General features: G+C 56.8%; 21 protein-coding genes. 12 read left to right on the forward strand and 9 right to left on the reverse strand.

The window, feature by feature from the left end:
• Positions 1-15 precede the first annotated feature (15 nt).
• The 4 genes from AB8B33_RS37535 to AB8B33_RS37550 all read right to left on the reverse strand — a co-directional run bounded on the left by AB8B33_RS37535 (position 16) and on the right by AB8B33_RS37550 (position 3144).
• Positions 16-390, reverse strand: a complete 375-nt coding sequence (locus AB8B33_RS37535) for a c-type cytochrome (protein ID WP_130763037.1) — start codon at positions 388-390, stop codon at positions 16-18.
• Between the two features lie 70 nt (positions 391-460).
• Entirely contained in the window at positions 461-1678 is a 1218-nt protein-coding gene (locus AB8B33_RS37540; protein WP_439019360.1) for an MFS transporter, read from the reverse strand.
• Positions 1679-1705: 27 nt separating this feature from the next.
• Entirely contained in the window at positions 1706-2533 is an 828-nt protein-coding gene (locus tag AB8B33_RS37545; RefSeq protein WP_026157650.1) for an alpha/beta fold hydrolase, read from the reverse strand.
• 164 nt (positions 2534-2697) lie between these two features.
• The gene (locus AB8B33_RS37550) at positions 2698-3144 is read right to left on the reverse strand and encodes a helix-turn-helix domain-containing protein (RefSeq protein WP_017996728.1); all 447 of its coding nucleotides are present in this window, start codon (positions 3142-3144) and stop codon (positions 2698-2700) included.
• Between the two features lie 365 nt (positions 3145-3509).
• Between AB8B33_RS37550 and AB8B33_RS37555 the strand changes: the two genes are divergently transcribed.
• Both AB8B33_RS37555 and AB8B33_RS37560 read left to right on the forward strand, forming a co-directional pair.
• Complete coding sequence (locus AB8B33_RS37555; protein WP_130733077.1) at positions 3510-4298, forward strand: SDR family NAD(P)-dependent oxidoreductase; 789 nt, start codon at positions 3510-3512, stop codon at positions 4296-4298.
• Between the two features lie 182 nt (positions 4299-4480).
• Entirely contained in the window at positions 4481-7237 is a 2757-nt protein-coding gene (locus AB8B33_RS37560) for an ATP-binding protein (protein ID WP_130763038.1), read from the forward strand.
• A 40-nt stretch (positions 7238-7277) separates the two neighbouring features.
• On the opposite strand, the gene AB8B33_RS37565 is transcribed toward AB8B33_RS37560, so the two are convergent.
• Together AB8B33_RS37565 and AB8B33_RS37570 are read right to left on the reverse strand one after the other, a co-directional pair.
• Entirely contained in the window at positions 7278-8036 is a 759-nt protein-coding gene (locus AB8B33_RS37565) for an SDR family oxidoreductase (RefSeq protein WP_130709419.1), read from the reverse strand.
• 215 nt (positions 8037-8251) lie between these two features.
• Complete coding sequence (locus AB8B33_RS37570; protein ID WP_245493753.1) at positions 8252-10798, reverse strand: MFS transporter; 2547 nt, start codon at positions 10796-10798, stop codon at positions 8252-8254.
• A gap of 212 nt (positions 10799-11010) precedes the next feature.
• Between AB8B33_RS37570 and AB8B33_RS37575 the strand changes: the two genes are divergently transcribed.
• On the forward strand, positions 11011-11673 hold the full coding sequence (locus AB8B33_RS37575) for a response regulator transcription factor (protein WP_130763039.1): 663 nt from the start codon (positions 11011-11013) through the stop codon (positions 11671-11673).
• Positions 11674-11679: 6 nt separating this feature from the next.
• Here AB8B33_RS37575 and AB8B33_RS37580 read toward each other — a convergent pair whose 3' ends face one another.
• From AB8B33_RS37580 to AB8B33_RS37590, 3 genes are all read right to left on the reverse strand, one after another.
• Complete coding sequence (locus AB8B33_RS37580) at positions 11680-12315, reverse strand: nucleotidyltransferase family protein (RefSeq protein WP_130763040.1); 636 nt, start codon at positions 12313-12315, stop codon at positions 11680-11682.
• 4 nt (positions 12316-12319) lie between these two features.
• Positions 12320-12679, reverse strand: a complete 360-nt coding sequence (locus AB8B33_RS37585) for a response regulator (RefSeq protein ID WP_017996735.1) — start codon at positions 12677-12679, stop codon at positions 12320-12322.
• A gap of 98 nt (positions 12680-12777) precedes the next feature.
• Entirely contained in the window at positions 12778-13080 is a 303-nt protein-coding gene (locus tag AB8B33_RS37590; protein WP_130763041.1) for a hypothetical protein, read from the reverse strand.
• A 354-nt stretch (positions 13081-13434) separates the two neighbouring features.
• Here AB8B33_RS37590 and AB8B33_RS37595 point away from each other — a divergent pair, with 354 nt between their 5' ends.
• The 9 genes from AB8B33_RS37595 to AB8B33_RS37635 all read left to right on the forward strand — a co-directional run bounded on the left by AB8B33_RS37595 (position 13435) and on the right by AB8B33_RS37635 (position 22869).
• Positions 13435-14829, forward strand: a complete 1395-nt coding sequence (locus AB8B33_RS37595) for an ATP-binding protein (protein WP_164565913.1) — start codon at positions 13435-13437, stop codon at positions 14827-14829.
• A gap of 114 nt (positions 14830-14943) precedes the next feature.
• Complete coding sequence (locus tag AB8B33_RS37600; protein ID WP_130763043.1) at positions 14944-15531, forward strand: TetR/AcrR family transcriptional regulator; 588 nt, start codon at positions 14944-14946, stop codon at positions 15529-15531.
• 52 nt (positions 15532-15583) lie between these two features.
• Complete coding sequence (locus AB8B33_RS37605; RefSeq protein WP_130763044.1) at positions 15584-17083, forward strand: aldehyde dehydrogenase (NADP(+)); 1500 nt, start codon at positions 15584-15586, stop codon at positions 17081-17083.
• Between the two features lie 379 nt (positions 17084-17462).
• On the forward strand, positions 17463-18293 hold the full coding sequence (locus tag AB8B33_RS37610) for an alpha/beta fold hydrolase (RefSeq protein WP_130763045.1): 831 nt from the start codon (positions 17463-17465) through the stop codon (positions 18291-18293).
• Positions 18294-18319: 26 nt separating this feature from the next.
• Entirely contained in the window at positions 18320-19039 is a 720-nt protein-coding gene (locus AB8B33_RS37615) for a hypothetical protein (RefSeq protein WP_130763046.1), read from the forward strand.
• Positions 19040-19226: 187 nt separating this feature from the next.
• Positions 19227-19661: a GlcG/HbpS family heme-binding protein gene (locus AB8B33_RS37620; RefSeq protein WP_130763047.1), complete on the forward strand. Its 435-nt coding sequence runs from the start codon at positions 19227-19229 to the stop codon at positions 19659-19661.
• Between the two features lie 370 nt (positions 19662-20031).
• Positions 20032-20511 (forward strand): sigma factor-like helix-turn-helix DNA-binding protein, encoded by a 480-nt coding sequence (locus tag AB8B33_RS37625; protein WP_130763048.1) that lies wholly within the window; start codon positions 20032-20034, stop codon positions 20509-20511.
• A 376-nt stretch (positions 20512-20887) separates the two neighbouring features.
• Positions 20888-21190: a UBP-type zinc finger domain-containing protein gene (locus tag AB8B33_RS37630; RefSeq protein WP_130763049.1), complete on the forward strand. Its 303-nt coding sequence runs from the start codon at positions 20888-20890 to the stop codon at positions 21188-21190.
• Positions 21191-21213: 23 nt separating this feature from the next.
• Positions 21214-22869, forward strand: a complete 1656-nt coding sequence (locus tag AB8B33_RS37635; protein ID WP_130763050.1) for an FAD-dependent oxidoreductase — start codon at positions 21214-21216, stop codon at positions 22867-22869.
• Positions 22870-23023: the final 154 nt, after the last annotated feature.

Genomic DNA, 23023 nt, shown 5'->3' on the forward strand with positions numbered 1-23023 from the left:
ACCTTCCTGGGTTCTCTATTGCGCTGTCAGTGTTTTCAGATAGCTGATGACATCTGCTCGATCCTGGTCTTTCGGGATTGACGCGCTCATGCGGGTCCCCTTGACCAAGGCGGCTGGCGCTTTAAGGAAGGCGTCGAGAGTAGGCTCATCCCAAGTGAGACCAGACCCTTTCAACGCAGCGGAATAGTTGTACCCAGCAATGCTTCCAGCGGGTCGACCGACAACATTCAAAAGACCCGGGCCGACCTTGTTTTGCTCGGTCGTTGCGTGACAGGCACTGCAGCGGGCAAAGACCTTTTTGCCCTTGTCTGGATCTCCATCGGCTTGTACCGACGAGGCCCCAAGCACGATCACCCCCGCGGCAATCATAACGGCCCTCATTTTTTCCATGGTTCCCTCCTTCGGAAAATCGGAATGGCGAAAGGGGCAGCAATCTTGCCACCCTTGTTGAATTCGATTGTTAAGTTGCACTTCGAGGCTGCCTAATCCTCGAACTCGCGTAGGTAGCGATGAGAAGAGCGATACCTTCCCCAATCACGCCGGTGATGCCCAGGTCACCAACACCGCCTCTCGAAAGCACGGCGGATCCGATGGCGCTGCCCACGGCAAAGCCCAGGTACATGAACGACGTGCTGAGTGAGACTGCGATTGGGACCGCGGGCTGGCCGACCTGAATCAATGTGGCAATCTGTGCTGGATAGAACGCCCAGATCGCGATACCCCAAAAAGCAACCGCAATGACCGTCGGAACAATGGCCTGATCGGGCGTCAGAACTCTTGCAAAGAATATAAGCGAGAGGAAAACTAACACCGCGAGGGTAAGGCTTGCGGCGACGACCGGTCTTGCTCCCATGCGATCATTCAGGGTGCCACCAAGTACGATGCCGATTGCAGCGCCGATCCCCCAAACCGAGACAACGGCGCTAATTCCATTTGGCCCGAGGCCATCGACCTGGTTCAGATATGGAGCGATGTAGGTCCAGACCGAATAGGTACCGAGCGCCCAGAAGAAGATCACAGCCAGTTCCCGGAAGACTAGGGGGCGTTTAACGATCGCGAGGCGGTCGGAGACCGACGCAACATGCATTTCGGTGCCATCGGTACGAGGCAGCCTTGCAACCAGCGCAACCACTGCGATGATCGACAGGGCTGCGACGCCAAGGAAAGTCACCCGCCAGCCAAGGGCGTTTCCAACGAGCGAGCCAATAGGCAGCCCGATTGCGATTGCTATCGTCAAACCACCATTCAAGATGGCGAGGGCCCGTCCGCGTTTCTCTGGCACAACTAAGGCGCCCATCAAGGCGTTTGCGTTCGGGGTGTAAAGTCCCGCCGCCATGGCAAGCAGGACACGGGCAGAAAAAATTCCCCAGTATCCTTGGGATGCCCAGGCCACTAAATTAGCCAACGCGAAAGCCGCCATGGTCAGGACGAGCAGACGTTTGCGGTCGACCCTTCCGAACAGGATGGTTAGGAGCGGCGATGTGATCGCCAAGGTAAGGGTGAAGACGGTGACCAGGCTACCCAGTGCCGAGACTGGAAGTGAAAGATCCTCGCCCATTTTTGGCAGAAGGGGAACAATCATGAACCCCTCCGTGCCAATAGCAAAAGTACCTAATGCCATGATGTAGGCTGGCGCGAGCGACTGACCTGCCGCGCGTTCGCTGGAAATAGAAGTCATTTGGATCGCCTCTGCGCCAGCCTGCAGTTACGACGCTGCCTTGATGAAGGCCATCACGTCTGCATTGAACTTCTCAGCCTGGGTCTGAGCTAGACCGTGAGGCGCACCCGGATAGACCTTGAGCGTCGCATTCTTGACGATCTTTGCGCTCTTGAGGCCAGCTGCTGCGATCGGCACGATCTGATCGTCATCCCCATGAATGATGAGGGTCGGCTTGTCGATCTTCTTGAGGTCGTCGGTGTAGTCGACTTCCGAAAATTCGCGAATGCAATCGTATTCGCCCTTGATTCCGCCTTCCATTCCCATCAGCCAGAACGTTTCACGGAGTCCTTCGTTAACCTTGGCGCCCTCGCGATTGAAGCCATAGAAAGGCATCGTCAGATCCTTGTAGAACTGCGAGCGATCGGTCGCAGTGCCCTTTCGGATGCCGTCGAAGGCTTCAATGGGAGTGCCTTCAGGATTGGCATCGGTCTTGAGCATCAGCGGCGGGACTGCGCCGACCAGCACCACTTTAGAAACCCGCTTAGTGCCGTGACGGCCAATGTAATGCGCGACTTCGCCGCCACCGGTGGAGTGGCCGATCATGACCAAGTCCTTCAGATCGAGATGCTCGATGACCTCAGCGAGGTCGTCTGCATACTGATCCATATTGTTACCGGTCCAGGGCTGATCAGACTTTCCATGGCCACGACGGTCGTGAGCAATGACCCGGAAGCCATTCATGCCGAAATACAGCATCTGTGCGTCCCAGGCGTCACTCGAAAGTGGCCAGCCGTGCGAGAAAAGGATCGGCTGCCCCTTGCCCCAGTCCTTGTAAGCGATTTTGGTACCGTCTTTGGTCGTGACAAAGTTCATGTGATGGTTTCCTTGTTTTGTTTTGGCTGCAGCTTGAGTCTCTTGCGGCATGCCGACTGCAAATGATGCGGTTACGGCGGCACCGGCCAGCAGCGTATCGCGGCGGCTGATGAGAAATTCATTGGACATTTTCGTTCCTCTCCTCGGGGGATAAGCGCCTCTAATCAGGCGTTTGCGGATGCGTGCACGTCTGCGGAGCCAAGGCGACGCCACGAAGCTGGAGTGTGTTGAGTGGTGCACTTGCCAGCGCTCAGGCGCCGCCACTTAAGCGGGGTGACACCAACCAGACGCTTGAACACCTTCGAGAGATGCGCCTGATCACTCAGACCACACGCCTGGGCGATTTGGCTCAACGGCTCGTCGGTCGAAGAAATGAGATATTTCGCGGCATCAACGCGGCGGCTTAAAACGTAGTCGTAGGGCGAGCGGCCGAAGGAGACCTTGAAGCCTTTAGAGAACCGGCTCGCGCTCAAGCGGACTTGGTCGCCCAACTCCTGGACACGGATGCAGCCATCGATGTTTTCATCGATATAGCGGACTACCTTGTTCTTCTGCCAATCGGAAAGGCCCGCAACGGTCTTGTGGGAATTTCGGAGGGAGCCGTGGGCCATGTCCGCGAGCCGAACACGACTTTCCGGACGTAGATCGATTGCAGTGTCTTGAGGTCCTAGACCCCAGACGCGTTCACCGCCCGGGCCTACGAGGAATGGTATGAATGAAACCGTTCGTGTCATGGCAGTGTCCTTTCTGCTTCGATGGCTGAAAGGTAGCTGCAGGCTGCCCCGTAACACGAGCTAAGCGATGTTAAGAGATGTTAGGGCGTCAACGACCCGGAGCGCGTTCCGTTAACAATGCCGATTTCGCCACCACGGTTGCCTGCTACTTGAAGGTTCTCGTGGGCGCCCGATGATACAATAAACGGTTCTAGGGCGAGCCTATATGTGAAGCGAGGCGGATAGGGAGCTCCAAGCACCAAATGCAACAGAATGACGTCACTTTGGATGGACGGACTGATAGTCTCCGGCCCCTAGCTGGACAAGTAGCGCTTTTGACCCGAGCGGATGAAGGGGTCGGCATGGCCACAGCCACCGCGTTGGCTCGATGCGGCGCCAATCTGGCATTGACGCTTCTCGACACGGAAGTTGAGCCTGCTTTGCTAGACGAACTCCGTGGCATCGGCTGTAAAGTCGTCGTGTTTAGAGCGCCGACGGATTCGAGCTCAACACAGCATACCCAGCTGGTTCGACAGGTGATGGCGGAATTCGGCAGGATTGACGTCTTGGTTGCTAACTCTGAGTATCGTGTTCAATGGCAAGTTGACGACGATGACCTCGATGAGGACCAAGTTGAGTTCCAATATTCCATGAACGTGAAATCCAATATTGCTCTCATAAGAGCCGTGATCAGAGTGATGACGGACGGCGGACGCGTTATTGCACTTGGGTCGAGCCTGGCTGATCGCGTCGGAACCCCTGGCCTCGCCGATTTTGCGGCAACCCGCGCCGCGTTGGCCGCCTTCTGCAAGGGCGCGGCGCATGATCTGGGGCCGCGCGGAATATCAATCAACGTCGTCCAGATGGGCGCCATCGCATTCGACGCAGTTGCAGTTTCACCGGACATCATCGAATCCGAACGCGCGTCAACTGCCCTCAAGAGGCTTGGAAGGCCGTCGGAAGTTGCAAGTGCAATCACATTTCTTGCTGGGCCGAGCGCCTCTTTCATCACAGGCAGCGTGTTGAACGTCGACGGCGGGTATAACGCATAGCCCGCTTGTTCACGCAGAGGTTCATTGAACCCATGAACCAGTTGGTTTATAGACCATTCAGATATCAAGAATGGGCTGAGCATGAGAGTGGCATCCGTACAAGTGTTGGACCTTTCAGCTTCAGCAGCAGGTGAAAACGACCGCATTTTTGTAGTCTCTCGGCCGATCAGGTCTCGCGACTAATGACTGTACTGAGATTTGGTCGTTTCGAACTCGATATCGCTCATCGCAGCCTCTCCGAGTCGGGGAAAATCCTTCACCTTGGCGGCCGTGCTTTCGACATTTTGGCCGTTTTAGTTGCACGAGCTGGGCAGATCATCAGTAAAGATGAACTGATTAAAGCCGTTTGGACGACTACGACCGTCGACGAAGGCGCTCTGCGCGTCCATATGGTGACGCTTCGAAAGTTGTTGGGGGATAGAGAGGCCGGGCGATATATCGAAAATATCCCTGGACGTGGCTACGCCTTTGTCATGCCGGTCCAATCTGTTGAAGATGGTGAGAGCAGCAGTGACGTGCAGCCGGTTGCGGTTCCAAAGGCGAACATCTCAAGCAGTTTGCCCCGTCTTGCAGGACGATTGATAGGCCGGGAGACTTTTGTTGAGGAGACCGCACGACTTGTGGCCTCGAACCGCCTCGTCACGATCGCTGGTGCCGGAGGAATTGGAAAAACGTCCGTGGCTCTTGCTGTTGGCGAGATCCTGAGCGAGTCACGGCCTGTCCTGTTTGTAGATCTTGCTGCACTCACCGACGGGCGGCTCATCATGCCGACACTTGCTTCGCTGCTTGGAGTCACAGTGTTTTCGGACGATGCCGAGCCCGGCGTCTTGCGGGCATTGGAAGATAGCAATGTTCTGCTTGTTTTCGACAATTGCGAGCACCTGATTCTGGAGGCCGCGTCTTCGACCGAAGACATTCTGACTGCTACGCCTAACGTTTCGATCTTGGCTACCAGCCGTGAACCTCTGCGCGTTTCAGGCGAAAGGATCCGGCAACTGCCCTCGCTGGTCATTCCGCCGGAGGACGTCACCAACGCTGATTGGTCCTCCTTTTCAGCCATGGAACTCCTTATCGACAGGATGATGCTTTCATCTGACGTCGAAAGTTTCGATCGGCCTGAGGATTTTGAGACCGCTGCGTCAATCGTGAGGCGGCTTGATGGAATTCCGTTGGCGATCGAATTTGCAGCCTCCCGCGTCGCCCACCTTGGCCTTGTCAATCTTGCCAACTCCCTGGATGACCCGCTGACCGTGTTGCGACGGGGGCGCCGTACCGCCCCACCCCGCCAACAGACCCTGCGAGCCACGCTGGACTGGAGCTTCGATAGCCTGACGCCCACAGAGAAAACGCTTTTCGAATACGTTGCCGTGTTTGCCGGTTCATTTTCGTCGGATGCAGCTCTCTCTGTTAGCGGAGGCCGTCTCTCCGAGGACGACTTCTACGAGGCTTTTGACGGTCTGTTCCTGAAGTCATTTCTATCCGTGAGCGCCGGAGACGGAAGCTATCGACTTCTCGAAACGACCAGGCGCTATGGTCTTGAGAAGCTGGAGAAGAGCGGCCAGTCGGATGCGATCAGATCCGCGCACGCTGTCTATTGTGAAAAGGAGCTGCAAAGCGCGGAAGCCGATTGGAAGGTTCTGGCCACTCCGCAGTGGATGCGACGCTACTCATCTCTGATTAATGACGTCCGAGCTGCGATACAGTGGAGCTTCGACAATGAACGCGACGCCGATTTCGCGATCCGTCTCTCGGCGAAGTCAACGGTTCTGTGGGCGCAACTCGGCCTCATGAACGAACAGACGAAGGTGGTCGAGCAAGCCTTAGCCAGACTTCCAGGTTCACAACACGTAGGGACGCGCGTCGAAATGGAGCTTCGGATATCGAGGGGTGGAGCGTTATTCCACGTCCGAGGCTACCCTGCCGACCCTGAAGCCTTGGAGGAATTCGATCGCAGTGCCGAGATTGCGGAATCGCTGGGCGACATGCCCACATTCATAAGAGCTACGGCGGGCCGAGCCTCCATTTGGGTTTCAAACGCGCGATACGCTGAAGCTATTGATATGGCGCTCAAACTCGGAATTCGTTTTCCCCAGATGTCGTTGGGATCTTTCAGCCGGATGCTTGAGCACGGATACTTCTTCCATGGCAACCTCAAGCTAGCCTCTGAACATGTGAACGGATCTCTTCGGGATGCTGAGGGGTCTCTGCGACGGACCCTAAACGATGGTGTCGGTTTCGATCAGCGCATCATTTCACGAGCGGTGCTCATTTTCGTGAAATTCTTGCAGGGTGAAACCTCTGAAGCATTCGGGGAACTCGACTCCGCCTTGGAAGAGGCCCGTGCTCTCGATTATTCGATATCAACGTGTTTACTTTTGTTTTTGACGGCATCGCCGATCGCGTTCTTGTCTGGCGATCAAAAGCGAGCGGGTGAGTATCTAGATATAGCCGAGACACTCACCAAAAAGCATGACCTCCACAGATGGTCGCTATGGGTGGCTGCCTATCGGTCCTTTATCTCTGATGGCATTCAACAGCCAGAGACCGAAGAAATTTTCCGTTCGGCAGTCGGAATGAGGTTGGAATACCTGCTCGTCTTGGCGGGCGTTCGGGCGCCGTTAGAGGCCTTGGATCGAGGCATAAAAGGAGAAGGCGGCTGGTGCCGTCCAGAACTACTGCGGATAAAGGCCAAGGTATTAAAAGAGTCCGACCCAATTCTAGCCCAGTCGCTGGTGGAAGCTTCCCTGGATGAAGCATGTCGGATGGAAGCCCCCTTCTGGGAACTGAGGGCGGCCAACACAGCCTATGAACTGGCGGGGCCTAATCAGGAGATCAAAGCGCGTAAAATGGTCAAGAGCGCTCTCGATAAAGTCGATGGAGCCTATTTGACCGCCGATATTGCGAAGGCACGGGAGATTCTCGACCTCGGTGATCTCTGACGGACGGGTCGACCGCCCGCCAGAAACACGACGATCAGACTTAGCGCGGAATCGGATTGTCGATCAGGCTTTGGTTGAACTGCGTGAAGAAAACGTGTTCGCCGGAACCAGGGTTGTCGCGCAGCGGTTTGACCATGTCGACGACAATTTCGGGCGACTCACTCGCAAGCTTCGCCATCGTCTCGTTGATGAAAGCTTCCAGCGGCATCGCCCGAGGATCACCGCTCTTCTTGATCAAATCGGTGTCAACCCACGGCGGAGCGATCTCCTGCACCGAGACAGAGGTCTCGCGAAGTGCGAAACGCAGCGACAGCGAATAGGAGTGCAATGCTGCCTTCGTGGAGGAGTAAACGGCATTGTAGGCGATCGGCACGTAGGCGAGCACCGACGTGTTGTTGATGATCACGGCGTCTGCCTTCGTCTTGAGATGCTCGACGAGTGCAGACGTCATCCGGATGGGACCGAGAAGGTTGGTGTTTACGATGCTTTGGAGAACTGTCTCCTCGATGGGATGCGCGGCGTCATCAAACGGCATGATGCCAGCATTGTTGACCAGGACGTTGAGGTCTGGGTAGTCCGCAACAATGCGCTGTGTCACCGAGTTGATGCTTTCGACATCGGTTATGTCCAGCTCGTAAGCCGCCATCCCAGGATTGGCGGTGATGACGTCATCGAGATACGACTTTCGGCGTCCTGAAATGATCACCTGGTTCCCGAGCTTGTGGAACGCTTCAGCGAGGCCGCGACCGATGCCGGAACCGCCACCAGTGATGAAAATCGTGTTTCCCTTAAGGTTCATTGCTATTCTCCCTGAAAAATTGAGCGATGCTGCCCGGCCCTATTCAGGACCGGCGCAGCGTTGGGATCGACCAATCTGGCGGAGAAAAGGCGCTTAGGTCTGCTGGCCCGTGCGCCGTCGCTGCAATCCGTGTTGGCTCGACAACATCAAGATCGAGCAACGGGCGCGAAATTGCGAGTTAAGGCTTGCTAAGAGATATTAGGGTCCTTAACGCCCTACTGAGCAGGAACGTGCACAATTTCGGAAGCCGCGGCGGGGTCGCCTGAGGTTGCGATTGGAAGGACGATTTCGAATATCGCGCCACCTTCGCCGTGGTTCCTAGCAGACAACGACCCACCATGAGCCTCAACGATCGTCTTGCAGATCGCGAGGCCCATCCCCATTCCATCACCCTTCGTTGTGAAGAACGGAGTGAACAACTTCATGATATTTGCTTCATCTATGCCTGTGCCGTGATCCCTTACCGATACCTTTAAAAACTCTGAGTCATCGCCATGGATTTGCAGGGTGATCTCGCGCGATGCGTCAGGCACATCCTTCATTGCATGAAGGCCGTTCGTGATCAGATTTGCGATGACCTGCTGTAGCTCGACCTTATCGGCGACCACAGCGCCGCTCCTCGCGAAATCAATCCGAACCGTCGTCGCGCTGCTGGTCGTTTCCCTCTCGAGCAAGCCCACGACATCCAAGACGAGTTCGCCCAGATCAAGGATCTCAGGCCGCTTGCCACCACCCTTCAGCCTCTCGCGGGTTCTCTGGATAATCTGGCTAGCCCTGACGCTGTGTTCAACAGCTCTTTCCGCGGCCTTGGTCGCCGCCGCAAGATCGGGCGGGCTCGTTTGAAGCCACCGAACGCACGCTTGGGCAAACATGACAACCGCACCGATCGGCTGATTGACCTCATGAGCAATCGATGCCGAAATTGCGCCGACAGTTGCAACACGGCTGGCGCGTGCGAGTTCGCCTTGGGCAACGAGCAATGCTTCCTTCGCCTGTTCGCGTTGGGTCACGTCGATCATCGCGCAGGCGACACGGTCATATGCCGCGGCATCATCTGGGAAAGCGATGTAGAAAACCACGATAACTTCACGTCCGTCGTGGCGCAAAAGCTTGGTTTCGATCTCGAGATTATGAACCTGGTTCGACATCGCCGTAACGATTGAAACAGCGAGATCATTGCTAGGCGGCAGGAAACGGTCAATTGATCCCAGAACGTCGTGACGGGACGCGCAGCCTAGTAGCGGGACCGTTGCCTCGTTAACGTCAACAAAGCGTATCAGCTGTGAGCATTCATTACCAAAGCCAGGATCCGACACAAGAAGTGCGGAGATATCGACCCTATCATTCCGCAGTTTTTCAATGCGTTGATATAGTTCGGCGAGTTCAACCTCACCTAGCGAGACGTGCGACTGTTCAAAGATCGAACGGTAGCGCTTTTCACTCTGCGCGAGCGCACCAAGGGTACGGCGCCTTGCGCTGGCATCGAACGCGACCCAACTCATTCCGCCGGTGATGGCGAGATAGAACCCAACGGCCACGAGACCGCTGTAATCAGCGAGCGCCTGGGCCGCCACTGGCGAGAAAGCACCGCCGATGATGCCACCAATGTTAAAAGCGATCGACGTTCCAGTGTACCGGACCCGTGCCGGAAAGAGGCCTGGAAGCCAAGCTCCCAACGGCCCGTTCACGAAGCCCATCGAAAACAGCGAGAACGCAAGGAACAGGAAAATGACGAAAAGCGATCCGCTGCCCAGCATTGGTGACAAGGCAATACCCGAGACAATCGTCCCGAAGCAGCCGTAGATGAGAACGCGCTCAGGCTCCATGCGATCTGACAGCCAACAAGCGAGGACGATGGCGACGGCCATGAAGCCGATTGCGCCCAGCTCGACTATCAGGAAGGTTGGTCGAGAGTAGCCGAGCGTGGATGTTCCGTAGCCAAGCGCGAAGGCTGTTACGGTGTAATACAGCGAAAAGCATGCGACGACGCCGAAAACGCCAGCAACGACGGCGCCCATGTGGTCGCGAAGGACCTCGACCAATGGCACGTTTGCTGGCTGCGCCTCGGCCATTGCCTCCTGGAATTCCGGCGTCTCTACGAGATTGAACCGGACCCAAAGCCCCATAAGGACCAAAGGAGCACTTGCAAGGAAGGGTACTCGCCACCCCCAGTCGACAAACTGCTCCGGTGATAGAGCGAGGGTTAGGCACAGAAACAATCCATTGGCTAGAACGAAGCCGATCGGTGCACCGAGCGGCGCAAACATAGCGAATCGAGCTTTCCAACCAGGAGGCGCGTTCTCCAGCGCCAGCAAAACAGCGCCTGTCCACTCGCCGCCGAGTGCCAGGCCCTGTCCGAACCGAAGCATGCACAGAAGAAGTGGAGCGAGCCAACCAACCACTGCATAAGTCGGCAACAGGCCGATTGCCGCTGTGGAGATCCCCATCATGAGTAGCGATGCCATCAAGGTGGCCTTACGGCCGACCCGATCGCCGAAATGTCCGAAAACGGCTCCGCCGAGAGGGCGGGCAATAAAGGCGATGCCGAAGCTCGCATAGGCGCCTATTAGCTCCAAAGAGCTGACCGAAGCTGGGAAAAAAAGCGGACCGAAAATCAAGCTGGCAGCTGTGGCGTATATGTAGAAGTCGTAAAATTCGACAGAAGTCCCGATGAGGCTGGATAACAGGACCCGGACCGTCATTGGCCGGTCAATGCTTGGATGGAAACTCCTCGCGGGCGTCAAAATCGCGCTATCGATCATAAAATTCTAAGCCGTTCCTGGAGTTGTCGGCAAAATGCGTCGTTGGTTCCCGTAGGCTCCGGATTTTTTGTAGTCAATGTCCGACCCTCAAATCCAATACCATTGGATAGGGTTGGCTTGCTACGGTCAGCGGCCAATTCATATTGACGGGTTCGATCCGCAGAAGCTATGTGTCGAGTTGGACACGAAATGCTTCTTGAAGGGTTCAACCGATGACAACGCGCCCATTAAAATCCGCGGCGGTTAGCCCAGCCGATAGTTCGGCCGCGTTGGTTATTGTCGTTGATGATGACGATGGTATGCGAGAAGGTCTCCGAGAGATCCTGCAGTCGGTGGGAATTGAGACCCTTGGCTTTGGATCAACTGCGGAACTACTGGGAGAAGCACTTCCTGATCGTCCAGGCTGCCTCGTCCTCGACGTCAGGTTGCCGGGCCTAAGTGGGCTCGATCTGCAAACCAAGCTCAATGCATTGGGTAATCAGTTGCCGATCATATTCATGACAGGGTATGGGGACGTCCCAATGAGCGTCAGGGCAATGAAAGCTGGTGCAGTCGACTTCCTGACCAAGCCCTTTCGCGACCAAGAAATGCTGGACGCCGTGGCGATTGCCATTGAAAAGGATCGGGCCCGACGCTCAGAGGTTTCGGCGAACTCTGAAGTTACCGCCTTGGCCGCAACGCTCACCCCCCGCGAAAAGCAGGTGATGGCGGCCGTTGCCACGGGCCTTCTGAACAAGCAGATCGCTCACGAGCTGGGACTCAGTGAGATCACGGTCAAGATTCACCGTGGAAACGTCATGCGGAAGATGAAAGCCACATCAATCGCCGATCTGATTCGTAAGGTAGACAGCCTGCTACCTGCCAGCGTCGGTTAGCGTGAGCTATCGAGTGGGTTTTCCGCCTGCTATGATAATATCTTCTACAGTGTCCACGTCGAGGCTGGCCGCGGCGCCGATCTCAACGTCGATGATCGGGACGCCAGAACTCTCAATGATCTGACGGGCGCCGATATCGCCTTTCAACTCCATCACAGAGACACGCAGCGACTGCGGGAGAATAATTGGATTTCCGCGTTTGCCATGAAAAGTGGCGCGGACGATGGCCTTGCCGCCGGTATTTTCAAAAGCCTGGATCAGCATCGCAAGGTGGTTGGCTGTCAGGCCCGGCATGTCCGCTAACATGATGAGAACCCCATCAGCCGACATAACCTCGGAGGCCGAAAATCCGGCGATCAATGAGGTCGCCATACCGCTACGGTAATGTGGATTGTAGACAGTCTCAACTGGGATACCTGATAAGGCGGCAGAGATTTCGCCGTGCCGATGACCCACCACCACAGCAACCAAGCTGGCCCCGCTCCCGAGCGCCGCAATGGCCGAGCGGCGAACGAGGGGAACATTGTCAAACTCCGCCAGGAGCTTGTGCTTTCCGCCCTCGCCCATCCTGCTGGCCGTTCCAGCGGCGAGCAGGACAACCGCGACCGAAGGCAGTTTCGGAGCAGTCAGCGCAATGCTCACACCTTCAGCCTTCGATACACTTCATGAGGTCATCTGCGAGGATAGGCTTTTGTAGTAGAGCTTGCGCTCCACCGGCAAGAGCCTTCCGAATGATGCTCTCGTCCTTCAGGGCCGTCATCATCACTATTCGCATGTCGGGGTGTTTCTTTCTAACAATGTCCAAAAGTTCGAAACCGCTCATGCCGGGCATGTTGATGTCTGACAGGAGCAAGGTGAGACCCTCTTTTTGGTCGAAGGTCAGGAATGACTCACCTGAAGGGAACGGCAACGGCTCGTAACCCATCGCCTCCAGGAAGCCGCTTGTTGCCTCAAGGAGCACTTCGTCATCATCGACGATCGCGACGGATTTCTTAAGGGCAGACACTGGGTTTTCCTTTCATGGCTGCCGGTGCAGCCTCGCGACGACAGTAGGACTTTTCCGAGCCCTCCGGAATCATACGATGGTTTGTATTTCATGCATTGCTAATGAAGCGTATTCCCGCCAACGGATACGACCCACTCGCGCGGACGCTGATGTCTGACAGTTGCGCCAATCACTTCGCAGCCGACATCCTTGCGAGAACGGCTTCCGGCCCGCATGATCATGCTTCTCTGGAACGGAGATAGAATGCCCTGATAGACGATCTCGTCGGTGAGGTCTGGAAAATGCATCGGGCTGCGCTCGTACGCGGTCTCGGAGGCAGTATCAAAAGCCAAACCGCTTCCGTACCCTGCAGCTTTCATGATGCGGGAAGAGCGTGCGATGGTGCCGAGATAGAGATTCATAATAAAATTCCTTGGCCTGATTTGTGAATGAGCCAAAGATGCCCTGTTCCAGTCCAGGTTTCGATTGAACAGTGGTTTTGACACCCCAAACCATCGTATGGGATGATTGCAGCTGATCGTGAGATCTGCGTCCCCATGTCACCGCCCTTGTTCAGAACAACGCCTCGTACCCGCGGCCGACATCTCCTGTTGCGTGGGCTTCAAAGCGACGCCGACCTATACCGGCGTATAGGGTGACTGCACCTTGGTTGCGATTGAACCATCCCTGTCATCGGGTAGCCTCTCACGTCATCACCGGTACCGTGATCGCCATTTTGAAACGGTCGCATATCGACAATGACCTGGGGGAACACAATGAACAGCTCGTCTTTCGGCGAATTCGCATTCGACCTCCAAGCTCGACAGCTCACCCATCGGGGAGAGCGCGTGCGCCTGGGGCCACGGGCGTTCGATATCTTCGCTTCGCTCGCAAGCCGCCCGGGCGAGATCATATCGAAAGACGAGATCATCAAGTCGGTATGGGGCAGCACTCATGTCGACGAGGGAGCGCTGCGCGTTCACCTGGTCGCCCTCAGAAAGGCATTCGACGACAAGGGCGCCACCGGGATCATCCAAAACGTTGCGGGGAAGGGTTACGTTTTTGCCGCCTCTGTGACGCGCAAGCCTCCCTTGGATACACCGGTGCAGCAGGCTCAGGAGGGCAACCTGCCGTGGCCAAGCCGACCTTTGGTCGGTCGCGATGCCGTTTTGGCCCGGTGGGCACATGAGCCTCACCGTTTGGCGAGCATCGTTGGCCCCGGAGGGTCTGGAAAGACCGCGGTTGCGATCGCGATTGGGAACCTCCTACGACTGGAAAAGAAGGTGTTCCATGTCGACCTAACTGAGGCTCGCGACCAAGCAGACTTACTCTCGGCTGTAGGAAAGGCGCTACTGCAGCGCTCGTGCACTACATTGACGGTCGCGAGAATCGCTGAGGCGGTAGGCGATGACGACATCATGCTTATTCTGGATGGCTGTGAACACATAGTGGACGACGTCGCGACGTTCGCCGAAACGTTTGTCGCCCGCACGGCCTCTGCCATGGTTCTCGCGACCAGTCGCGAACCACTACGCAGCCTCGGCGAACGCGTGAGGTACCTAGCCGGGCTCGACGTCCCAGGAAATGGCGACGAAGAATGCTCCGACCCTTCTCCGGCCCTCGCTTACTTCCTGGAAGAAGCCCTTGCTGCGGGCGCCGAAATCAACACCTCGGACCTCGAAACAATGAGGCTTGCTGCCAATATTGTCCGTCGATTGGATGGCCTACCACTTGCACTCGAACTCGCAGCGCACCGCGTAAGGGACCTTGGCATTTCTGGTCTCGACGCAGCACTACATGAGCCCCTGGCAGTTCTTCGATTTGGCCGCCGGACTGCGCCCGAGAGACACAAGTCATTACGTGCGAATTTGGACTGGAGCTATAGGTCTTTGACTTCAGAAGAACGGGACGCGTTTTGCACGCTTGCTGGCACTGAGACGACTGGATCACGGCATCGCCGCATCGATGACGAGGCGATGGAAGGGTTGATTTCGAAGTCCCTGCTAAAGTTTTCTTCTGGATCCCATGCTTGGTTTCTATCTGAGGCGTCGGCACAATTCGCAGCCGAATTAGTCGCGAAGCAAGGTCGTGACAACTTCGGAATGCCGGGAATGCCTGGCCGTAGCCCGCATCCAACGTCTGAAATGGGTTCGGGACCAAGGCCTAACTGATTCAATCGGCTCAGATTCATGAACCTCCACCCCTCAATTTTCAGCTACTATTAGCTCGCGGGGCTTGAAGGCTGACGGCTGCGTTCGTATCCCCTCTTGAAAAGGGAGACGACAATGGCACCGTCTGTGAGGGAACGGATCTTGGCGGCTGGTCTGGAGCGCTTTCACGCGCTTGGATATGATGGTTGTGGCGTCCAGGAAATTTCTGACACCGCAGGAGTTCCAAAAGGGAGCTTCTATAACCATTTCAAATCGAAGGAGGAGTTGGCGATCGCGGTGTTGGACCAATACGCGGCTTCCTCTCAAAGGGAAATTCTCCTCGACGCCAATCTCGCACCCATAGATCGGATACGACGCCACTTCGAATTTTGCCTGGCGCGTCATCAGCAAAACGGTTTTGACCGCGGTTGCCTGATTGCCAATCTAACCGCGGAGAGCTCGACGGCGGTTCCTGATTTACAAGCAGCTCTGCGGTCGGATCTCGACAGATGGACAGAGAGCTTGGCAGCAGCCGTGAAAGCAGCACAAGAAATTGGACAAGTTCGTTCCGATATCAAGGCGAGTGAACTCGCTCGATTTTTGGTCAGCAGCTGGGAAGGTTGTGAACTCCGCACCAAGCTGACCGGCGACCGTGGTCCGCTGGATGACTTCTTCAAAATGGCCTTTGCATTGCTCAGCAATGTAGGTCCGCATCAACTGTAGAAAGGCCCCCAAAATGCTAAACGGTAGCTTGCTCATCGGTGGAACCGCCCGGATGGGCAAAGGAAAGTCGTTCTTTGCAGTCGAGGCTGCGACCGGCAACAGCTTGCCCGTCGAATTCGCAGGTGCCACGCTCGATGAGGTCAACGAAGCTTCGGCCCTGGCATGGGAAGCATTTCCAAGCTTCAGCGAAACTGGCCTCGAAACGCGAGCCGCTTTCCTTGACCGTGTTGCTTTAGAAATTGAGGCAATCGGTGACGACTTGATCGTGCGGGCCATGGCTGAGACCGGCCTCCCAAGAGGTCGTCTCGAAGGCGAGCGGGCCAGGACCGTCGGTCAACTTCGACTGTTCGCCAAGGAAGTAAGGGCTGGCCGCTTCCAAGAACTACGATTTGATGCTGGCGATTCGAGCCGGAAGCCCGTTCCCAAGCCTGACCTGAGACTTCGAAACGTCGCCTTGGGGCCAGTCGCTGTTTTCGGTGCGTCAAATTTTCCATTGGCGTTCTCTGTTGCAGGCGGCGACACGGCATCCGCGCTGGCGGCTGGCTGCCCGGTTATTGTCAAAGCCCACTCTGCGCACCCCGGAACCTCCGAGCTGGTTGGGTATGCCGTACAAAAGGCTGTATCCGACAGTGGTCTGCATCCGGGGACCTTCGCGATGCTCTTCGATACCGGCTTTGAAGTCGGACAGGCGCTTGTCGCCGATCATCGGATCAAGGCGGTCGGCTTCACGGGGTCCAGACGCGGTGGTATGGCACTGGTGAAGATCGCCTCAGAGCGCAAGCAGCCGATTCCGGTCTACGCCGAAATGAGCAGCATCAATCCAGTCATCCTATTTCCCAATGCCTTGCAGCAAAGGGGGGCGGACATTGGGAAGGCGTTCGCAGGATCGCTCGTCTTGGGTGCTGGCCAGTTTTGCACGAACCCCGGTTTGTTGATCGCGATTGACGGTCCCGGCCTTGACGCCTTCAAAGATGCGGCGCGTGCGGCACTTGCGGAGACACCGGCGCAAACAATGCTGACCGGCGGAATCTTCAAAGCTTACTGTGAAGCCGTACAGCGACTGGCGTCTCACTCTTCGGTGGCGGAGCTTGCTCGCGGACAGGATGGCAAGGAATTTCAGGCGGCTACGGCGCTGTTTGAGACCGACGCTTCATCGTTCCTCGCTCACCCCGAATTGCAGGAAGAAGTCTTCGGTGCGGCGGGCTTGATCGTCAAATGCTCGGATGAACGCCAGGTCTTAGAGGTTGTCGATAATCTGGAAGGTCAGCTGACGATTGCGCTGCAAGTTGACGAGGCCGACTATCCCGCGGCCCAAATGATCGTCCCGCGCCTCCAACAGTTGGCAGGGAGATTGCTGATCAACGGCTTTGGCACCGGCGTCGAAGTCTCGTCCGCAATGGTCCATGGAGGCCCCTTCCCGGCAACATCCGATGGCCGCTCCACGTCGGTCGGAACACTGGCGATCTATCGTTTCCTGCGCCCGGTCTCTTATCAGGACTTCCCGGACGTCATGCTGCCGTTGGCTCTTCAGAACTCAGGTGCAGGAAAGTAACATCCTCGCCTCGAAGGATGCCCATGACGAGCTTAACCGTAGCTTGATGGGCATCCTTGTTGGAGTCGCGATCTCTGACGAGCTTGGAGCATCCACGCTCGAAATGAAGCGCTGGCGCACGGTCACTTGGTTGGCTCAAACCTCAATCACTGTCATCCGGACAGCCTCTCCGAGAAAATTCGGCACCTCTTTCGAATAGATCCGAACGCGCCAAGCTGGGTGCTAACCCTCCCCTTTGTTCCGCAATCAACGGCTGCTCCGGGCTATTTCGACCTTAACATCACTTAATATGCCTTAACTCGCGTGGTTGGCACCTGGCAGGCAGTATCTCCTCGGAAACACACACGGCTCAGCCGCATCACCGAGGAAGGAATACAGCATGTCCGTCACATTGGAGACAGCACCTACCGAGTACGTCGAGGCTGGGGGTATACGGTTCGCCTATCGCCGTCTTGGGCCGAAGACCGGCGTCCCGCTGGTCTTTATGCAGCATTTCACCGGAACAATGGACGCTTGGGATCCCATCGTTGCCAATTCACTTGCAGCGGATCGCCCGGTGGTGATCTTCAACAATGCTGGCGTCGGGACATCTGGCGGCAAGACGCCCGACAACGTCGATCAGATGGCGACTGACGCTGAGAACTTCATCAACGCACTTGGCCTCGATGAAGTCGATCTCCTTGGCTTCTCGCTCGGCGGTTTCTTGGCGCAGGTCATGGCCGCCCGTTCCGCCGTCAAGGTCCGCAAAATCATCTTGGCTGGCACCGCACCAAAGGGAGGAGAAGAGCACCTCATGGAGGTCGTCCAGGACGCGTTTTCCAAAAATGCTCCTGATGTGCGCCTCCCCCTCTTCTTCCCGCCGTCAGACGCAAGCCAAGCAGCAGCGAGAGCCTTCGTTGCCCGTGCTACCGTCCGCAAGAACGATCGTGACCCCGACAGCGGCGACGACGTCAGCAATCCTCAGGCCGCTTCAATTATCGGCTGGTGCGCTGAGCAAGACCCGGGCCATGCCTCTCTGAAAGCCATCAAGCAGCCTACTCTGATCGTCCACGGAAGCGACGACACCATGTTCCCGTCGATCAACGCGTACGAGATGTTCAAGAACATGAGCACGGCCACGCTGATCATATATCCGGACTCTGGCCACGGTGCGCTGTTCCAGTACCCAGAGACCTTCGTCGCCCACGTCAAGACATTCCTGGACGCCTGATCGCGCCACACACAAGGAGAAATACTATGAACGCACTCGCACAGAAGATCGTCGACGCCCACGGTGGTCTCGATCAGTGGAAAAAGTTCTCTCAGCTGTCCGCTCACCTCGTCCAAGGCGGCGCCCTTTGGACACTGAAGGGCCAGGCTGGAAAGCTTGATGAAACAAACGTCACCGTCGGTCTCGGCCATGAATGGGCATCGCACTCCCCTCTGGGTCCTGAAGCCAAGGTCACACGCTTCGAACCAGGCAAGGTCACCATCAAGGACAACGGCGGGAATATCGTTAGCGAACTCGAGAGCCCTCGCGCGTCGTTCGCTGGCCACACCTTGGAAACACCGTGGACAGAGGAGCAGCTTGCCTACTTCGCTGGCATCGCCATGTGGACCTATCTCAACATACCGTTTCTGCTTGCGGCGCCGGGTGTCGAAACCCAAGAGCTCGGTGACTGGACGGAGAAAGGCGAGACCTGGAAGCGCCTGAAGGTGACGTTCCCGAAAGAAATCGCGACCCACAGCACCGTCCAGACGCTCTACGTCGATGAATCCGGTCTGCTGACGCGACACGACTACGACGTCGAGATCGCTGGTAACACACCCGGTGCGCATTACATCAGCGACTATACCGAAGTTCAGGGGATCAAGTTCCCGACCGTGCGCCGTATCTTTCCACGCCAGCCCGATGGACAATCCATGGCCGAGCCTTTGGTCGTTTCCATCGATCTCTCTGACATCAAACTAAGTTGATCGCCCGGCGGGCGAGGCACCGCCCTCGCCCGCCCTCAACGGTCGCACGCGGTGTTCGACCTGCAATCGGCCGCTCGTCACAAGCCGCACGAGTCATCTCCGTACCCGATCTCACAATCGCACTAACTGCACCCAGCCGTTGCTGGGTGCGGTGTCGCCCCGATCCCTCAATGCACTGGATAACAGCATGAGTGTCCTCGACCTCTCCCTCGCCAGAGCCATGATCGAAAAAGCCGAACATGCGGCCAACCAGATCGCCGTTAAGTCCACAATCGTCATTCTCGATGGTGGTGGAGACCTTGTCGCCATGGCGCGGATGGACATGGCGTGGCCAGGAGCATTCGACCTGGCGATCGGCAAAGCCCGGACTGCCAGGGCGTTTCACGCCCCGTCCGCTGCCTTCGTTCCAATGATCCAGCCAGGACAATCGCTATTCGCCGTCAGCTCGGTCAATGGCGGGACTTTCGTCATTCTTGGTGGGGGTATCCCGATCCTTCTCGATGGCAACGTGGCAGGAGCCGTTGGCGTCAGCGGTGGCTCGATCGATGAGGATATCGCGGTTGCTGAAGCCGCGCTGAAAGCTCTTCCAACCCCAAACCAGCAGAAGAAATCCAATGACTAGACGACACAAGCGAGCCGGTATGTCCGGTTCCCGAAGATCGACGCGGCTTCTAACTGCAAGAGAATTCGAAGATTTTGCGGCCCCTCGTTTTGATGAGGGGATCCAAAACGAGGGGCCGCGACGCGAATGCGGGTTGGAGAGCATTCGCCGCGAGGGCCTTGCCCTTACGACCAGCGGCTAGCGGGAGGGCGGTCCCGGGCGGCTGATGAGACGAATGTACCCAATTGCGCGGCCAATTCTTTGACGATCCGATCCTTTGACTACACTTCCTACCGACTCCCCACTCAGGCGCTTCGCGAGTTGAAGCATCAACGACGCGGCGGCGAAATCATCCAATATTTAACCCCGTCCGGCGATTAGAGGAGATCCTATGAAAAACTTTAGCGAAGCAGTTCTCCCACACCTTCCGTCGTTGAGGCGTTTTGCGCGAGGCCACTGTCAAGACGTGGATGCAGCGGATCTCCTCGTGCTCACCACTCTAAAGAAATTGCGAGCTCGGTGGCTGTGGATGGGACACTCGAATGTACGACTCAGCGCTCTTAGTTTGATGTGTGGCCTGGTGGACGGGCAGCTGTCGGCAACGCCGTCTGCTGACCATTCTGAGAACCATGGGCAAAAAGTCATCGGACCAGCGACCGCTTTGCCAAAACTGGCGCCGCTCCAACGAAGCTCGATCCTTTTAACGTCGGTCGAACGGCTCTCTCATCGCGAGGCTGCGCAGGTCCTGGATATTTCGGAGGGCGAGCTTCTACGTTTGCTGCCGCAAGCGCGGGAGCAGCTCAGGCTCATTGTCGAAGCGCCGTTCCGCCAAACGCTCATCAAAGGGCATTACCTGCGGAGGGTGAAGTGACAGTTCCGGTAATCACAGAAGCAGACCTTCAATCCTTCATCGATCACAGTCTCGCTCCGGAGAAAAAACTCGAAGTCGATAAATATCTCCATAACGATCTGGGCGCCGCCCAGCGTGTAGGCGCCTATGAACGGCAGGCCGAAGCTCTTCGTCGAACGCTTGATCCCGTCGGGGCTGAAGATGTTCCCGCGAGCCTAAACGTCGCACTCCATAATGCAGGATATCATCAGCCGCGACAGACGGCGCTTGTCCTTGGGGCGGTGGCGGGCATTTTTATCGGGTGTTTAGCCGGATGGATCTCCCGCCCGTTGCTAGAAGCAGGCACTTCGATACAATCCCCCAGTCAATCACGACAGCCAACCGGATGGGGGGCCCCATGAGTACGTGCAGCCATGGATCTATCGTACGCAGAGTGAAACCTCGCACATTGGGCTGCGAGGAATGCCTGGAGATTGGACAAGGCTGGGTACACCTCAGGCTCTGCCGGGAATGCGGCCATGTCGGATGTTGCGATGACTCCATCGGTCACCATGCCACCAAGCATTTTCAGGAGACCGGCCACCCGATAATCGAGGGCTACGATCCTCCCGAAGGTTGGGGCTGGTGCTTCGTCGACGAGACCATCGTCGAACTTCCCGATCGGACACCCCATCCGGGACCTATTCCCAAATTCTATTGAAGCCGGACCGGCGGAGCATTCTCATGGCAAATTCGAATAATCGCGCGGAACAGATGTTTCCGGTCTTGAGCCCGACACAGATGATATCGGCCCGGAGGTTCGCCAGCGGGGAACCTCATCACTTCTCTGCAGGCGAGATAGTGGTGCATTTCGGTGAAAAAGACGCGCCAGTCTGGCTCGTGCTTGAAGGAAGCTTGGACGTCTTTCGACACGACGGCCTTGCGCATGAACTGAATGTGGTGACCCATTCGCCCGGCCAGTTCACAGGCGAGGTCAGTCAACTTGCAGGCCGACCTTCATTGGTGAGAGGCGTCGCCGGTGCGGAGGGATGCATTGCGCTACCCTACGACGGATCACACCTCCGGGCGTTGGTTATTGGTTCAGCCGACATTGGCGAATTGGTGATGCGAGCCTTTATCCTTCGTCGAGTTGCTTTGATCGACACCGGAGGTGCTGGTTCGATCCTAATTGGCACCCCTGGAAGTGCCGCAATCACTCGTCTGCAGGGATTTCTCACGCGCAGCGGCTATCCCCACTTGGTTCTCGACGCCTCCGCCGACGAGAGTGGCCGTGAACTCGTCAAAAAGCTTGGCGTCTCGGCCGACGCCTTGCCTGTCATGGTTTGCCCTAGCGGCAGCGTGCTTAACAATCCAAGCAATCAGGAAGCCGCTCTTTGCCTTGGGATCACACCGGACATCAACACGGACGTTCTGTACGACGTCGCAGTCGTCGGGGCAGGCCCCGCTGGATTGGCTACATCGGTCTACGCCGCATCCGAAGGCTTGAAAGTGATAGTCTTGGATGAACGAGCTGTCGGCGGCCAAGCCGGGGCGTCGGCTCGGATCGAGAACTACCTTGGCTTTCCAACGGGAATATCGGGACAAGCTCTCGCTGGCAGAGCGTTCAACCAAGCCCTCAAGTTTGGTGCAGAGATCGCGCTGCCAATCGAAGTTCGAAAATTCGTGCCCGCGTCAGATGGTTATCACTCCTTGGAACTGGATGACGGTCGGTCCGTTCGGGCCAAAACTGTCGTAATCGCGTCAGGTGCTCGGTACCGCCGACCAGCCGTCGCCGACATTGATAAATTCGAGGGATCGGGGATTTCCTACTGGGCCACATCTGTTGAAGCCCGCCTCTGCCAAGGTGAAGAGATCGCGCTCGTTGGCGGCGGCAATTCCGCGGGACAGGCGGTCGCCTACCTGGCGCCGCAGGTAAAGAAGCTGCATCTGGTTGCCCGCCGCCCCCTGGAAGAAACAATGTCTCAGTATTTGGTGGACCGAATAGGCCAGCTACCAAATGTCGAAATCCATATGGGTTGCGAGATCGATGCTGTCTCCGGCGACACCCGCTCTGAGCTTTCAGGAGCCGTCGTCAGGAACAACGCGACGGGTGAAAAACGAAATCTCGAGCTGCGCCATATATTCCTTTTTATCGGGGCAGATCCCAACGCCGCGTGGCTCGTCGAGCATGTGAAGCGGGATCGCTCTGGCTTTATTCTCACAGGCCCCGAGACTACCGGCGCTGACGACGGTCAACGCACATCTCTCGAAACTAGCCTTCGAAATCTTTTCGCGATTGGCGACGTCAGGTCCGGTTCAACGAAGCGCGTCGCTGCCGCTGTCGGTGAAGGCGCAGCCGTCGTATCCCAAATCCACGCTGCATTGAAGGCATTCGCCTAACTCACAGGTGGCTCGACGACTATTTTATCTCAGGAGGGCACTCCGATCGCGGCTGAGAAAAGGCTGGGGCCGTCGACATGAACCGACGCCATAACCCATCGATCCGGATGCAGGACCTTGGGCCTTCTTGGCGAAGAGTCGCCGCACTTTGTCC

The sequence above is a fragment of the Rhizobium sp. 768_B6_N1_8 genome (assembly GCF_051811225.1).
Lineage (GTDB): Bacteria > Pseudomonadota > Alphaproteobacteria > Rhizobiales > Rhizobiaceae > Rhizobium.

Coding starts and splice junctions, on each gene's coding strand:
- AB8B33_RS37615 (WP_130763046.1), top strand. CDS start 18,320: ATGAACGCACTCGCACAGAAGATCGTCGACGCCCACGGTGGTCTCGAT.
- AB8B33_RS37590 (WP_130763041.1), bottom strand. CDS start 13,080: ATGAATCTCTATCTCGGCACCATCGCACGCTCTTCCCGCATCATGAAA.
- AB8B33_RS37625 (WP_130763048.1), top strand. CDS start 20,032: ATGAAAAACTTTAGCGAAGCAGTTCTCCCACACCTTCCGTCGTTGAGG.
- AB8B33_RS37605 (WP_130763044.1), top strand. CDS start 15,584: ATGGGCAAAGGAAAGTCGTTCTTTGCAGTCGAGGCTGCGACCGGCAAC.
- AB8B33_RS37600 (WP_130763043.1), top strand. CDS start 14,944: ATGGCACCGTCTGTGAGGGAACGGATCTTGGCGGCTGGTCTGGAGCGC.
- AB8B33_RS37550 (WP_017996728.1), bottom strand. CDS start 3,144: ATGGCCCACGGCTCCCTCCGAAATTCCCACAAGACCGTTGCGGGCCTT.
- AB8B33_RS37555 (WP_130733077.1), top strand. CDS start 3,510: ATGCAACAGAATGACGTCACTTTGGATGGACGGACTGATAGTCTCCGG.
- AB8B33_RS37540 (WP_439019360.1), bottom strand. CDS start 1,678: ATGACTTCTATTTCCAGCGAACGCGCGGCAGGTCAGTCGCTCGCGCCA.
- AB8B33_RS37620 (WP_130763047.1), top strand. CDS start 19,227: ATGAGTGTCCTCGACCTCTCCCTCGCCAGAGCCATGATCGAAAAAGCC.
- AB8B33_RS37545 (WP_026157650.1), bottom strand. CDS start 2,533: ATGAACTTTGTCACGACCAAAGACGGTACCAAAATCGCTTACAAGGAC.
- AB8B33_RS37570 (WP_245493753.1), bottom strand. CDS start 10,798: ATGATCGATAGCGCGATTTTGACGCCCGCGAGGAGTTTCCATCCAAGC.
- AB8B33_RS37630 (WP_130763049.1), top strand. CDS start 20,888: ATGAGTACGTGCAGCCATGGATCTATCGTACGCAGAGTGAAACCTCGC.
- AB8B33_RS37560 (WP_130763038.1), top strand. CDS start 4,481: ATGACTGTACTGAGATTTGGTCGTTTCGAACTCGATATCGCTCATCGC.
- AB8B33_RS37575 (WP_130763039.1), top strand. CDS start 11,011: ATGACAACGCGCCCATTAAAATCCGCGGCGGTTAGCCCAGCCGATAGT.
- AB8B33_RS37635 (WP_130763050.1), top strand. CDS start 21,214: ATGGCAAATTCGAATAATCGCGCGGAACAGATGTTTCCGGTCTTGAGC.
- AB8B33_RS37610 (WP_130763045.1), top strand. CDS start 17,463: ATGTCCGTCACATTGGAGACAGCACCTACCGAGTACGTCGAGGCTGGG.
- AB8B33_RS37595 (WP_164565913.1), top strand. CDS start 13,435: ATGAACAGCTCGTCTTTCGGCGAATTCGCATTCGACCTCCAAGCTCGA.
- AB8B33_RS37535 (WP_130763037.1), bottom strand. CDS start 390: ATGGAAAAAATGAGGGCCGTTATGATTGCCGCGGGGGTGATCGTGCTT.
- AB8B33_RS37565 (WP_130709419.1), bottom strand. CDS start 8,036: ATGAACCTTAAGGGAAACACGATTTTCATCACTGGTGGCGGTTCCGGC.